11 protein-coding genes are annotated in these 14,495 nt (G+C 38.3%); 10 read left to right on the forward strand and 1 reads right to left on the reverse strand.

Translation table 11 applies throughout. The annotated features are described in order from the left end of the window. Positions 1-124: 124 nt before the first annotated feature. The 10 genes from V7138_RS14075 to V7138_RS14120 all read left to right on the forward strand — a co-directional run bounded on the left by V7138_RS14075 (position 125) and on the right by V7138_RS14120 (position 13,561). A complete protein-coding gene (locus V7138_RS14075; protein WP_335398373.1) occupies positions 125-1,282 on the forward strand; it encodes an acyl-CoA dehydrogenase family protein in 1,158 nt (385 codons plus the stop codon). Between the two features lie 290 nt (positions 1,283-1,572). Next, on the forward strand, positions 1,573-3,036 hold the full coding sequence (locus V7138_RS14080) for an extracellular solute-binding protein (protein WP_335398512.1): 1,464 nt from the start codon (positions 1,573-1,575) through the stop codon (positions 3,034-3,036). 280 nt (positions 3,037-3,316) lie between these two features. Next, positions 3,317-4,801, forward strand: coding sequence for an extracellular solute-binding protein (locus V7138_RS14085; RefSeq protein ID WP_335398513.1), 1,485 nt, complete (start codon positions 3,317-3,319; stop codon positions 4,799-4,801). Between the two features lie 110 nt (positions 4,802-4,911). Continuing rightward, positions 4,912-6,156, forward strand: coding sequence for an MFS transporter (locus V7138_RS14090; RefSeq protein WP_335398375.1), 1,245 nt, complete (start codon positions 4,912-4,914; stop codon positions 6,154-6,156). A gap of 193 nt (positions 6,157-6,349) precedes the next feature. Then, positions 6,350-7,354: an ABC transporter permease gene (locus V7138_RS14095; RefSeq protein WP_335398376.1), complete on the forward strand. Its 1,005-nt coding sequence runs from the start codon at positions 6,350-6,352 to the stop codon at positions 7,352-7,354. Positions 7,355-7,377: 23 nt separating this feature from the next. Further along, positions 7,378-8,253 (forward strand): carbohydrate ABC transporter permease, encoded by an 876-nt coding sequence (locus V7138_RS14100; RefSeq protein ID WP_335398378.1) that lies wholly within the window; start codon positions 7,378-7,380, stop codon positions 8,251-8,253. Positions 8,254-8,276: 23 nt separating this feature from the next. Continuing rightward, positions 8,277-9,389, forward strand: coding sequence for a hypothetical protein (locus V7138_RS14105; protein ID WP_335398380.1), 1,113 nt, complete (start codon positions 8,277-8,279; stop codon positions 9,387-9,389). Between the two features lie 27 nt (positions 9,390-9,416). Beyond that, a complete protein-coding gene (locus tag V7138_RS14110) occupies positions 9,417-10,934 on the forward strand; it encodes a glycoside hydrolase family 28 protein (protein ID WP_335398382.1) in 1,518 nt (505 codons plus the stop codon). 38 nt (positions 10,935-10,972) lie between these two features. Beyond that, positions 10,973-11,992: an alpha/beta hydrolase family protein gene (locus tag V7138_RS14115; RefSeq protein ID WP_335398384.1), complete on the forward strand. Its 1,020-nt coding sequence runs from the start codon at positions 10,973-10,975 to the stop codon at positions 11,990-11,992. A gap of 15 nt (positions 11,993-12,007) precedes the next feature. Next, positions 12,008-13,561 (forward strand): glycoside hydrolase family 43 protein, encoded by a 1,554-nt coding sequence (locus V7138_RS14120; RefSeq protein WP_335398386.1) that lies wholly within the window; start codon positions 12,008-12,010, stop codon positions 13,559-13,561. A gap of 30 nt (positions 13,562-13,591) precedes the next feature. Here the strand turns inward: V7138_RS14120 and V7138_RS14125 are convergent, their stop codons facing one another. Further along, a complete protein-coding gene (locus tag V7138_RS14125) occupies positions 13,592-14,491 on the reverse strand; it encodes a pectinesterase family protein (RefSeq protein ID WP_335398387.1) in 900 nt (299 codons plus the stop codon). Between the last annotated feature and the right edge of the window lie 4 nt (positions 14,492-14,495).

The raw sequence follows: 14,495 nt of genomic DNA on the forward strand, positions 1-14,495 counted from the left end.
TTTTGTCTAGCTTTTTTCTTTTTGTCTTAAGAACATGTTGGGCATCAATTTTTATTAATTCAAATAGGAATAGTATAATATGATTATTGAATAATTTTAGGATATTTAAAAAGGAGAGGTGAAAATGCCCATATCGTTTATAAAAACAGAGAAGCAGCAATATTTATATAAGTTAGCAAAAGAACTAGCGGACAAATTCCACGAGAGAGCTCAGGAATATGATGAAACAGGTGAATTCCCTTTATTAAATATTGAGGATTTGAAAAAATCGGGCTATACAAGCCTTTCTGTACCAAAGGAGTTTGGAGGGAAAGAAGGACTATCCTTGTATGACTTTGTCTTGTTACAAGAGACACTTGCAATCGGAGATGGCTCAACAGCGTTATCAATCGGTTGGCATCTTGGTGCAACCATGGATTTATTTGAAAAGCAGCGTTGGAATAAAGAAAAATTATCTCTTTATGCAAAACACGTTCTAGAAGGTGCATTATACAACCGTGCTGCAACAGAACCTCAAACAGGCAGTCCGACTCGTGGAGGAAAGCCTCAAACAACTGCCAAAAAAGAAGGAAACAAATGGATTCTTTCAGGGAGAAAATCGTTTACAACGATGGTTCCTGTCCTAGATTATATTGGTGTGATTGCTTCTATAGAGGGAACAGATCAAATAGCGGAGTTTCTGGTTGATCGCTCAAAAGCCGGAGTGACAATAGAAGAAACTTGGAACACTATTTCGATGAGAGGAACAGGAAGTCATGATTTGGTTCTAGCTAATGTAGAACTTGAAGAGGATGACTTGGTTGAGATATTAACACCTGAATTAAAAGCAAAGCCGAGTGGATGGATGCTCCATATCCCAGCATGTTACTTAGGAATTGCAATTGCAGCCAGAAACTACGCAATAAAGTTCGCAAATGAATACTCACCTAATAGTATCAAAGGGCCGATTAGAACGATACCTAATGTACAACGTGTAGTTGGGGAAATGGAAGCTGAACTGCTGCAGGCCCGTCATGTTCTTTACTCAATTGCGGGCAAATGGGATCGCTCTGCTGACCGCAGTCAGCTTGGACCAGAATTAGGTCTTGCCAAATATATTGCTACGAATAGTGCTATTTCTGTTGTTGATAAAGCGATGAGAGTTGTCGGTGCGAAGAGTCTGCAGAAATCAAACCCACTACAACGTTATTATCGTGATGTGAGAGCTGGGCTTCATAATCCACCAATGGATGATATGACAATTGCAAAGCTGGCAGATTTAGCGTTTAAAGAAATGGAATAGGAAGAGGAAAGTAGTCACAATGCTTTTGATTTTGGCTACTTTTTTTCTGCTTTAAAAATGAAATATCTAGTTTAGAATAATATTTTCTGCCAATAACTAGATAATCAAATTCTTATAATCCCATCTCGTAAACGTTGATAAACCCTTGTATAATAAGAGTAGCTAAGATTTTGATTATTTACGGAACTTTGAAAGTTAACTAGATTAGGAGGTAATAAAAGAATATCATTAGGAGGTACATAGTTTTGAAGAATAGTAAAAAGAAACTCATAGGAATTTCGCTTGCGCTCATGCTTGGTGTTGGTGGACTCGCTGGCTGTGCAAGCTCTGATGCATCCAAAAACATAGAATCAAATGGGAAAAAGGGTTTTACGATTATGGCAAATCTTTATACTCCGGAGGTTCCTGCTGATAAAATTGAAAAGCTACTTGAGAAAAAAACAGGCGTTGATCTAACAATTCAATGGACGCCAGACACGAGCTACGAGGAAAAATTAAATACAGCATTTGCCACAGAAACCTTACCGGAGGCAGTATTCTTAAAGAACCAAACAACCTTTATTCAATTTAAAGAGGCAATACGTGATGATCAGTTCTGGGAAATCGGTCCCTATTTAAGTGAATTTCCGAACCTAAGTAAGTTAAATGAACAAATTTTAGAGAACACTGCTGTCGACGGCAAAATTTATGCTTTATATCAAGGTCGACCTTTATCCCGCCAAGGGTTAATTTATCGGAAAGATTGGGCAGATCATTTAGGGTTGGAAGCACCAAAATCAATTGATGATGTTTATGAAATGGCAAGAGCATTTACAGAGGATGACCCAGATGGAAACGGCAATGATGACACATTTGGAATTACTGATCGTGCAGATCTTGCCTATGGGGCTTTCAAAACAGTAGCATCATGGTTTGGAACTCCAAACGGTTGGGGGGAAAAAGACGGACAACTTCTTCCGGAGTTTATGTTTGAAGAGTATATAGACACAATGGATTACATGAAAAAGCTGCGTGATAAAGGCTTTATCAATCAGGACTTCCCGGTAACAAGCAAAGAGGACCAGCAAGCATTCTTTAAAAATGGAACTGCCGGGATGTATATTGGCTCAATGGCTGATGTGGTAAGTCTTCATAAAGATGCGGTAACACTCAACCCAGATATCGAGTTTGATGTTCAAAATAAAATCGTTGGGCCGAATGGTGAATATGGAATTTGGGCGATCCCTGGTTATGGAAATGTCGTATTATTCCCTAAATCTGCTGTTAAATCCGAAGTACAGTTAAAAGAAATCCTCGGTTTCTTTGACAAACTTGCAACGCCAGAAATCGCGAATTTAATTTTCTGGGGAATTGAAGGCGAACATTATACGATTCAAGAGGGTAGGGCACTTGCGTCAGAAGATACTGATTTAACAACTAGGGAAGTAAAACCATATCAATCATTAGAAATAGGAGAACCTAAGACAAACGGGAGATATGAAGGTTTATTCACATTGCCAGCTAAAGAAAAGGCTGAAACGCTAATAGAAGACAATGAAAACTACTTAATCCATGATCCGACTGTTCCCCTTGATTCTGCAACCTTTGCAGAAAGAGGAGAGCTCTTAAATCAGAAAATAAATGATGCAACCTATCAATATATTCTTGGCGATCTTGACAAGGCTGGATTCGCGAAAGTAATTGAAGATTGGAAGAAGTCTGGTGGAGATGACGTTATTAAAGAATTTAATGAGGCGTATCAAAATCTAAACTAAATTAGATTCTTATAGATGGGTGGAGGCATAAAACTTGCCTTCACCTTTTTGATTGATTACGTTTATTCGAATGTTCAAAACCTTTGGTAAATGGGATAATCATTTTCTTATAACCATCTATGAAAGTGCTTTCAAACGCAGTGTTCAAAGGATATGTGAGAATTTGATTATTCACATCATTCTATCCAATAGATAAATTTAAGTTGCACCAAAAAAATAAATAGGGGGAATTACTTTGAAGAAAAGTAAGAAGAAGTTTTTAGGCTTATCCCTTGCTTTGATGTTAGGGGTAGGTGGGCTGGCTGCTTGTTCAAATGAAAGCGCTTCAGGAGATAAAAGTTCTGACAAGCCAAAAAATCAAAAGGAGGAGAAAGTTAGCTTTACGATTATGGCTAACCTTCACACACCTGAAGTTCCATCGGACAAGGTTGAAAAGCTGTTGGAAGAAAAAACGGGTGTTGATCTAACCATTCAGTGGACACCGGATACAAGCTATGAGGAAAAACTGAACACGGCATTTGCAACAGAAACTTTACCAGAAGCCGTATTCTTGAAAAACCAAACAACTTTTATTCAATTTAAAGAAGCAATCCGCGATGGACAGTTCTGGGAAATCGGACCTTATTTAGACGAGTTTCCAAACTTAAGTAAATTGAATGAACAAATCCTTCAAAATACGGCAGTAGATGGAAAAATTTATTCGATTTATCAAGGAAGACCTTTATCTCGCCAAGGTTTAATCTATAGAAAAGATTGGGCGGATAAATTAGGTTTAAGTACACCAGAAACGACGGAAGATGTTTACGCAATGGCTAAAGCATTTACAGAACAAGATCCAGATGGAAATGGAAAAGATGATACATTTGGTCTTACTGATCGCGCCGATTTAGCTTATGGTGCATTTGATACGGTAGCATCATGGTTTGGCTCTCCTAATGGATGGGGAGAAAAAGACGGAGAATTACTACCAAGATTTATGTTCGATGAATTTTTCGAAACAATGGATTACTTTAAAGAGCTGCGTGATAACGGATATATTAACCAAGACTTCCCAGTAACAAGTAAAGAAGATCAACAAGCATTCTTTAAAAATGGTACAGCTGGAATGTATATCGGATCAATGGCTGACGTTGTAAGCTTGCACAAGGATGCAGTTCAATTAAATCCTGACATTGAGTACGATGTTCATAACAACATTAAGGGACCGAATGGTGAGTTTGGAGTATGGGCAATCCCTGGGTACGGTAACGTTGTTTTATTCCCTAAATCTGCTGTTAAAGATGAGGCACAGTTAAAAGGAATCCTAGGTTTCTTTGATAAATTAATGACTCCTGAAATTTCGAACCTCATTTTCTGGGGTATAGAAGGAGAGCACTATGAAGTACAAGATGGAAGAGCGCTAGCATCTGAGGACCAAGATCTAACAAACCGTGACGTGAAGCCTTATCAAGCGCTTGAAATTGGAGAACCTAAGACAAACGGAAGATATGAAGGGGTATTTACATTGCCTGCTAAGGAAAAAGCAGAAAACTTAATACTTGATAATGAAAATTACTTAATTCATGACCCAACCGTTGCACTTGACTCAGAGACATTTGCAGAGAAAGGCGAACTTCTGAATCAAAAAATTACGGATGCAACTTATCAATATATCTTAGGAGATCTTGATAAAGCAGGCTTTGAAAAAGCGATTAATGATTGGAAGAAGTCTGGAGGGGACGATGTAATCAAGGAATTTAATGAGTCATATAAAAAGCCTAAGTAATCATCGAACTCTTAAAGGTAGAATAAAAGGCTGTTTCAGACAGCCTTTTATTTTATTCATATCGTTAGAATTTTTAGAACTACTAATCTTTCATTCAGGGATGTGTACTTATGCTCCGTGTAGACAAGGCGAGAAGATTAAATCAGCAAGCCGTCATTTCCCTTATAAACCATGCCATATACCAATTCGGAAATTCAATGTCACTCATTTTTCTTAATATCTATCTATGGCGATTAACAAATAGCTTATTGATAAATGCTGTCTTCAATTTAGTAGCGCTCCTTGCCCAAGCTGTCACAACATTCTCGATTGGTAAATTCGCAAAACGGAAAGGAAAGCTGCTCGCATATCGGTTAGGTATCTTTATAACGGCCTTCTTTTATCTTTTTATTTTAATAGCCCAAGAAGAAATTGTGACATTCTATCTTATCTTTGCAATCATGAAAGGCTTTTCGCAAGCACTCTATTGGTTAGGCTATTTTACAATCGTCCATGAAGTATCGACCGATCAAAACCGTCTTCGTGTCCTAGGGTTAAATACGATTGTCATGAATGGCACAAATCTTTCAGGACCGGCAATTGCTGGTTTTATCATCGGATTATACTCGGGTTTTCAAGGATATATGATTGTCTTTGGTGCAGCTTTCGTGATGTTTGCAATCGCAGCAGTAGGAAGCATGAAGCTAAAGAAAGAGGTGAACCACCATACATCCTATTATATGAAGTATCTCCCTTTAATGATAAAAAAGGAACCAGAGTTTAAGAGATCATTATTTGGATGGTTCATTTTAGGATTTCCACACGGAATCTTATCGTTTATTCCATCTATTTTATTATATGAAATCTTTCTAAAAGAACAGACAGTGGCTAATTTAAATATTTTATTCTTGTCGTTATCAATTATATCAAGCTATTTTATTTCAAGGTTTGCGCAGTCAGAAGGGACTGTTAAGTACTTGCTACTATCAGCTGCTGGCTTTACATTATCAAGTGTTTTTTTACTCACAGATTTATCTGCTTTAACGGTCATTTTGTTTATGTCTATTTATTCTATTTTTAAGCCTTTACAGGGCAATTCATATGAAGCTTTTTACTATAACATGATCGGAAAGCTTCCATTAAAATCGAATTTCAGGACAGAAGCAGTTGTGTTGCGAGAAACGATCATTAATTTGGGCAGAGGTTTTGGGATAATCATTTTCTTAACATTTGTAAATGGCATCGAAGCTGACAGTATTCCATTTGTGCTTTTTGCAATAGCCATTGTGCAATGGTTCATCCCGTATTTGGTAGCAAATAAACATTCATTGAGTACGAAAAAAAGTAGTGGTCGATATAATCATAATCTAAGATAAGCTGTCAAAGTCTAGTATTCTACTGCAATCTACCGAGTATATGAAACTTTGATTATTTACGATATGTAAAAAGATTTACAAAATACAGGTATAAGGTTTTTTTATAGGTAACATTTACAACTCCTATCTGTATTTGCTTACCGAACCGTTATAGCAAATACGTAAAAGTGAACAAATTAGAAATGAAAGGAAGATGAGGGTGAAGTCAGAAACAGTTATTGAACAGAGCAGCCAAACAGAACTAGCGAAACAAAAAACAGCTGTAAGAAGTCATGATTTGCAACAAAGCTTTAAAGCCGAAATTAAAAGGCGCATATTCAAAAATAAATTATTATATTTGATGATCCTCCCAGGTTTGCTGTACTTGCTTATTTACAAATACGTCCCTATGTTTGGTCTCGTAATCTCCTTCCAGGATTACAAACCATACCAAGGTATTTTAGGTAGTGATTGGGTAGGTTTTGAACACTTTACACGCCTTTTTACAGATTCCGACTTTTGGATGATTTTTCGTAATACACTGATCCTTTTTGGATTGCATATTTTTATCGCGTTTCCGATTCCGATTATCTTAGCATTGATGCTTAATGAAGTAAAAAATCTTTTCTTTAAAAGAACGATTCAATCTCTTATCTATATCCCGCACTTCATGAGTTGGGTCATTATCGTTTCAATCAGCTTTGTTCTATTAACAATGGACGGTGGATTGATCAATGAATTATTAGTGAGTCTAGGAATGGATAAGATTAACTTCTTAATGAACTCAGATTGGTTTAGACCCATTTATATTACACAAGTAGTGTGGCAAAGTGCTGGTTGGGGAACAATCATTTACTTAGCAGCTATCTCCGGTGTGGACCCTGGATTATATGAGGCTGCGAAAATGGACGGAGCAAGTAAATTACGTCAAATTTGGCATATTACATTACCAGCGATTCGACCCGTAATCATTGTTCTTCTTATCCTAAAAATTGGAGATGTTTTGGAACTTGGTTTCGAGCATGTCTATCTATTACTAAACGCATCCAACCGCAGCGTTGCTGAAATTTTTGATACGTATGTATATGTAACCGGGTTATTGCAGGGCCAATACAGCTACAGTACAGCAGTAGGTTTATTTAAAGGGCTTGTTGGTTTAATCCTTGTTGTCTTTGCAAACAGAATGGCTAAGAAATTTGGTGAAGAAGGTATCTATTAAGACATTAGAAAGGGAGTGAGAGTATGGTTGGAGAAAAACAGTTCGGAAGTCGCATCTTTCGTTTAGGAAATAACTTATTACTAATTATAATAGCACTGACAATGGTGTTGCCATTTATACATGTTATCGCAGCCTCGTTCACTACGAGTGCAGAGTTAGCAGATAAACGTTTTGTCTTATTTCCAACTGTATTTAGTTTAGATGCCTATAAATATATTTTCTCAACAAATACCATTTTTAAGGCATTATTCGTTTCGATTGGTGTTACACTCGTCGGAACATTATGGAGCATGTTCATTTCATTATTAACTGCTTATGGATTATCACGTAAGGACTTAATTGGCAGAAGACAAATCTTGTTCTTATTTGTATTCACCATGTTATTTAGTGGTGGAATGATTCCAACGTTCTTAATTGTGAAAAATACGGGTTTACTTGATAGCTATGCAGCCTTAATCGTGCCAGTCACGATCAACGTATTTAACATGATTATATTGCGAAGCTTCATCATGGGATTACCAGAAGGACTAATCGAATCAGCGAAAATTGATGGCTGTAACGACTTTGGCGTCCTATTTAGAATTGTCATGCCAATTTCAAAGCCAGCGTTAGCAACAGTCTCTTTATTTTATGCAGTTGCATATTGGAACACATACATGCATGCCATCCTGTATATCAACGATGCAGCAAAATGGCCAATTCAAGTCTTATTAAGGCAAATCGTGGTTCTTGCGAGTGGACTGAGCTACGATAGCTCCGAATTCACCAATATTCCACCGCCAGACATCACAATCAAGATGGCCGTAATCGTTGTTGCTACGATACCTGTCTTAATGGTATATCCATTCCTTCAAAAGTATTTCACAAAAGGAGCTATGCTTGGCTCAATGAAGGAGTAATTTGACATGAAAGGGAGCTGCAGATGAATATAAGGAATTCCTTTGAGAAATTAGATTCTCTATTTGATGTTTTTTTTGAATGGCTGGCTGGCCAATATGATCCAATAACAGGTGGGTTCTATTATGCAAAAAGCTCAGTATCTGATAGCTCCTTCACACCTGATATTGAATCAACTGCCCAAGCTTTAAATATTTTATCGCGAAATGGATTATTTACTAAAATGCCCGTAGAATTACGGGCAAAATTTGTTTCCTTTTTCCAATACAAACAAGACCCTGAAACCGGATTTTTTCTAGATGAAAACCCATATATGAAACATGATGAAGTTATGGTGAGTAGAGCTTTCAATTATTCAGTAAACTCCATCAATCGTCTAGGTGGCTCGCCTTTCTTTCCATCACCTGTTGAACTAAATACCGCGCCACATTATGTGAAATCAGAAGAAGAATATAGAAAGAAATGGAAAAGTATTAGTTTAGTGAATAGTTGGCGTGGCTGTGATTTATTAGCGTCATCATGCATGTATATTGGGCAGATGGATCAAAAGAAACAGGAAAAAATGCTCCAAATTGCTGAGAACTACCTAGAGAGCATCCAGGATCCAGAAACAGGTCTTTGGGGAGAAGGCAGCTTATATGTCAGAATCTCTGGAACGTTTAAGCTTCATACGTTCTATCATAAGTTCGGACTACCCATGCCAAGAGTGGATAAGATGTATCGGAGCATACTTCACTGCTTACGAACGGAAATAGCTAAGGATATGTGCTACATCCGAAATCCAATCGATTTATTATCTTATATCAATCTAGAAATTCCGAAACATGAACTTGAAGAGATTATTCAAATAACGGTTGATAATATCGAAAAACTAAAACGTCCTGATGGCGGTTTTTCAAGAGAAATTGACCATTCACCGACTGCACCGAATGTTGCACAGGTGAAATCTGATGAGTTTTATCCAGATATGCCTGTTGCAGTTCATTTAGGTAAAGGATTATATGAAGGGGACATGAACGCCGGTACCCAAGCAACCTTGATTCGTTTGCAATTACATAAATTAGCTGGGAGAACGGCAACTCCGATTAAGGGTTCCGAGAGGTTTTATGAACTCGTTAAAAGTAGATTACAAGCATAATAAAAAATAATGGTTGGAGGGTATAGAATGGCCTTTTTAGACATTACACAATTAAAAGCATCTGGAGATAAGAATAGGGATCATACGGAGATTTTTGCTCAAGCAATTAATCAGGTTGCCGAAAGTGGAGGAGGAACTGTTTTTGTACCTGCTGGTACGTATTTGACAGGACCCCTTGTCCTTAAAAGTAATATAACCCTTTATTTAGAAGCAGGTGCAACAATTCGTTTTTATGATGAGTTTGATCGCTATCAACCTGTTAAAACGCGTTGGTCTGGGTATGAGTGTTATGGGTATTCGCCACTCATTTTTGGTGAAAATCTACACAATGTAACAATAAAAGGGGAAGGCTCCTTTGATGGGCAAGGAAAAGCTTGGTGGTTGGTTAATAGAGAGCTTCGGAAAAATAGTACAGCATACTCTTCAAAAATGACCGAAAGAATTGGCAGGCTAAATCAAGATTTTATGGAACCGCTTGAAACGAATCTAGTAGAATGGGATTCACAATTTTTACGTCCGCCATTACTACAATTAATGAATTGTAAGCATGTCACAATTGAAGGTGTTACACTGAAAAATTCTCCATTTTGGAATACACATCTCGTTTATTGTGAACATGTTACTGTTCATAATGTAACCTTCGAAAATCCGGCAGATACACCAAATGGTGATGGTTTTGATATTGATTCTTGTTCGAATGTACGTGTTTCAGACTGCCACTTCGCGGTTGGGGATGACTGTCTTGTCTTAAAGTCAGGGATTAATGAAGATGGACGAAGAGTCGGTAAAGCAACAGAAAATGTAGTCGTAACAAACTGTACAATGCACCATGGGCATGGCGGTATCGTACTTGGAAGTGAAATGTCTGGCGGAATTAAAAATGTCACCATTTCCAACTGTACATTCATCGGAACAGACCGAGGCGTACGGATTAAAACAAACCGTGAACGTGGTGGCTACGTGAAAAATATCCTCGTAAACAATATTTATATGGAAGATGTCTTATGTCCAATTGCGATAAATTCTTTTTACCGTCATGGTGTGAATGAGAAAGACCCGGCAGTGAATAGCCTTGAGCCACAGCCAATCACCGAAAAAACACCAGAAATACAACATATCCAAATAAGTAATATCATAGCGAGAAATTGTCGAGCAGCTGCAGGTTTTATTTATGGGCTTCCAGAAAGTCCGATTCAAGATATTTCCATCCACCATTCTACAATCGAAATGACAGTTGACCCAAATGAAAAGGGTGGAGAGCCAGATATGGTTCAGGAAGAATTAGTAATGGCTGGAGCGGGTATCTTCGGAAAGTATATATCAAATCTAGATATTCATCATGTTCGGGTAGAAACACGTCAAGGTGCAGGACTGCAAATTGAGAATAGTGAGCAAGTCAATATTGACCATTTCTCAATGAGAAACCAACACGATTCCACACCAGTTGTAATCTTAAAAAACGTCGACAATAAAAATATCGATGCCAATGCAACGCAATTGGCAAGCCAAAATTATTTACTAATGGAAGAACCGAAAATTGTTTAAAACCTTTGAGTTTGTTATAAAAATACGGAGGGATTCATATGTGGGTCATCCATCAATTTATGGAGGAATTGTACCTAGATGCAAATGTTAGCCGTACGAAGAATCATGATGAAAAATGGCAATCACTATTAACTTCAAAATTTCAAGATTTACTCGGAACCTATAAGAATGATGCACCGCTTCAACCGAAAATCGTAGAGCAAAAAGGCTATGAGCATTATACAAGGTACAGTATTGAGATTTCGACTTTACCAAGTCTTAGATTGCAAATGTATGTACTTGTTCCGAACCATCTTGGGGGTAAAAAAGCACCAGCCATTCTCGCCTTGCATGGTCATGGATATGGAAACAAAGATATCGTAGGTCTAGACCCTGATGGCAATGACCGAAAAGGCGACCCAGGTTTACATAAAGATTTTGCAATAGAACTAGTCAAACGTGGATTTATTGTCATGGCCCCAGAGTTAATTGGGTTTGGAGACCGTACCTATTCCGATGATATGAGTCATTCCCCATCAGATAATTCGTGTTATTCGCTCGCAACCCAATTACTCCTTTATGGTAAGACGCTTGCGGGACTTCGTGTTTTTGAATGTCAAAAAGTCTTAGATTTTATGGAAGAATATGAGGAGATCGATTCTTCTCGAATTGGTTGTATGGGAATTTCAGGGGGAGGACTTGTGGCCGCGTATACATCCGTTCTTGATAAACGTATTCAGGCAACGGTTGTATCCGGCTATACCAACACATTCAAAGGAAGCATTATGAATAGAAGGCATTGTTTAGACAATTACGTACCAGGAATCCTGCAATATGCAGAGATGCCTGAGTTAATTGCTTTAATGGTTCCGCGGCCATTGTTTATTGAGTCGGGAAAAAAGGACCACCTTTTTCCTGTGAAAGAAACAGAGAAAGCAATTCAACAAATCAAAAGCATCTATTCGGAGCGTAATGTTGGTCACCTTGTAAATTGGAAACTATTTGAAGGTGGTCATGAAATAGGTGGTGAACAATCTTTCGAGTGGTTGTGTTCAACTTTGAATGCTAAAAAGCTGTAAAGGGGGGAGAATCTTATGGCTACTTTTAAAAATCCGATTATACCGGGATTTTATCCGGATCCGTCGATATGTCGGGTCGGAGACGATTATTATTTAGTGACATCCACTTTTGAATATTTTCCTGGTATTCCGATTTTTCATAGCAAGGATTTAGTAAACTGGAGACAAATCGGCCATGTACTAACGAGGCCAAGCCAATTGAATCTTGATAGAACACCGAATTCAAAAGGAATTTACGCTGCAACCATTCGATATGATAAAGGAATTTTTTATGTTATTACAACCTTTGTGGAGAGTCAAACGGGTGCCAGAAGAAACTTCTTTGTAACATCAGAGAACCCTGATGGTCCTTGGTCTGATCCCTATTGGTTGGATGACTGTCCGGGTATAGATACTTCTTTATTTTTTGACGATGACGGGAAAGTATATGTGACTGCAAATCGACGGCCTCCAGGTGGCCAGCTGTATCCAAAGCATATGGAAATTTGGCTGCAAGAGCTGGACTTAGAGACGAAGCAATTAATAGGAAAAAAATATAGTCTTTGGGACGGGGCATTAAAGTATATTCATGCACAGGAAGCACCACATATTTATAAAGTGGATGGCATGTATTATTTACTGATTGCGGAGGGAGGCACAGGCTTTACCCATTCAATTACTGTTGCCCGCAGTGAATCAATCATTGGTCCTTATGAGGGTGCCAAAACAAATCCCATTTTGACACATCGTCATTTGGGAAGAGAATATCCGATATCGAACGTAGGGCATGGGGATCTTATTGAAACAAGCAATGGCGAGTGGTGGCTGGTTTGTTTGGGGTCGCGTCCATATGGTGGCCAATATCGTAATCTAGGGAGGGAATCCTTTCTAGCTCCAGTTAAATGGGAAGATGGCTGGCCAGTTGTCAACCCAGGAAAAGGCATTGTTGAAATGGAAGGGGCCAAACCTTATTTAGAGGAGAAAAGATGGCCAACAGAGCCTGCTTGTGATCATTTTGATTTGCCGGAACTACGGATGCCATGGAATTTTATTCGTACACCAAGAGGGGAGTTTTGGTCATTAAAGGATCGCCCAGGTCATTTGCGAATACGTGTAAAGGCTGAGACGATAACAGAAGCTGTTAATCCTGCTTTTATTGGACGCAGACAATGTCATATTAATTTTGCTGCTCGAACAAAAATGGAATTTACACCAAATAATAAGCACGAAATTGCGGGTATTGTATTACTCCAAAATTCTGATTTCCACTACCGTGTTGAATATACACAATCTGAAATCCGTTTAGTAAAAAGAGAAGCAGGTCAAGAAGAAACTCTTGCTGTGCAGCCATATCGGCATCAAGAGGTCTTTTTTAAGATAGAAGCATATGAACAGTCATATCATTTTTATTTTGCTCAAGTCTCAGAAGAGTGGAAAATCCTAAAAGAAGAGGTAGATGGAAGAATTTTAAGTACGGATGTTGCTGGCGGATTCACAGGCGCATATATCGGCATGTATGGAAGTTCAAATGGCAGAGAGACATCAAATTATGCTGATTTTGATTACTTTGAATATCTTGGTTTAGATTAGACTAAAAAAATAAGCTCCCAGTTTGGGAGCTTATTTTGGTATCCATTTATCTTTTAGATGGAATATTTTTTCTAACGTGTACTCAGACGTTTGCTCTTCTGTTAGTTGTTTTGCCCATCCCACTCTTGCTAAGGATTCACCCCCAGGTCCATTGCTAGCAAATTCAAAGTACCGAGCTGTTTTTTCATTTTCTTCGCTTCGCCAATTATCCCACCCATGTGGATGAATATGCTCTCCCATCCATGTATTGATAAATACGGTATGCGCATAGGGTCGCCATGGACGACCTAGGTATACTCCAGCGGCTTGCTTGTCACCCGTTAGCTTGCAGTTTTTAAAGTAAAAGCCAAACTCGTTTTCCTCTGGTGTAGAGGCCGCGGTAATATAGCCTTCGCGTAAGCTATGAATCGTACAATCTTCAAAAACAGCGATACCTGAACCAAAGATGAAATCAACATGACCTTCTATATAACAATTTGAGAAAAAATGTCGCCCCTTTGAGGTGTAAAGAGTGTCTTGATTTCCTAGTAACCGTACTTGCTTAAATATACATTTGTCGCCGGCTACATATAATGCTAGTGCTTGGCCAATTTCATCACCGAAACCTGCAACATTTTGAATTGTTAGGTGTTCCAATTGAAAGAGATCTGCAAATGCGTGAAAAACAGCTGTTTCAAATGTCCCGATTTCCGTACCATTTAAATTTTTCATGCGGGCATATTTCTTTCCCGAAATAATCGTTTTGTTTTCCCCAGCACCAATGATGGTAATATTCGGTTTGTTTTCAGGGACAGTAATAATCTCCTCGTAGATACCCTCTTTAACCTCAATCCTCACTGGTTCTAATGGAAAGACCCGTACCGCGTCAATTGCGGCTTGAATCGTTGAAAAATCCCCATCTCCATTTTGCGAGACTACTAGTTTTTGCATGAGT

It is taken from the genome of Bacillus sp. JJ1533 (genome assembly GCF_036965045.1).
Classification (GTDB): Bacteria; Bacillota; Bacilli; order Bacillales; family Bacillaceae_L; genus Ferdinandcohnia.